This window comes from Paenibacillus sp. EKM211P (assembly GCF_011066175.1).
GTDB lineage: Bacteria > Bacillota > Bacilli > Paenibacillales > Paenibacillaceae > Paenibacillus > Paenibacillus polymyxa.
Window position 1 is genome coordinate 1 of sequence record NZ_JAAMNS010000063.1, and the last position, 365, is coordinate 365.

Genomic DNA, 365 nt, shown 5'->3' on the forward strand with positions numbered 1-365 from the left:
TCGACCCGGATTACCCGGCGGAGCGCGTGCGGTTCATGCTCGAAGACAGCGGAGCGAAGGTGCTGCTGACGCAAACGGCGCTGCGAGAGCGCGCCGAAGCCTGGCTCGGCGAAGAGGAGCTGGCGCTGGCGGCGGTGCTGTACCTGGACGACGAAACTTCGTACAGCGAGGAGCGGGCGAATGCGTCGGTTGTCTCCGGCATGGTCTCCGGCAAGCTGACGGATGCTGTGGATGACGGCGATGAGAGCCCTCAGAATGTTGGCACCGACAGCTTCCATGAAGCCCGTCCGGAGGATCTGGCGTACGTGATCTATACGTCGGGAACGACGGGCAAGCCGAAGGGCGTGATGATCGAGCACCGCAGC

1 protein-coding gene is annotated in these 365 nt (G+C 64.4%); it reads left to right on the forward strand.

Annotated features, from left to right (window positions below; translation table 11 throughout):
* Positions 1–365: AMP-binding protein (locus G9G57_RS25360; RefSeq protein ID WP_164965688.1), on the forward strand; the 365-nt coding region annotated here is incomplete at both ends.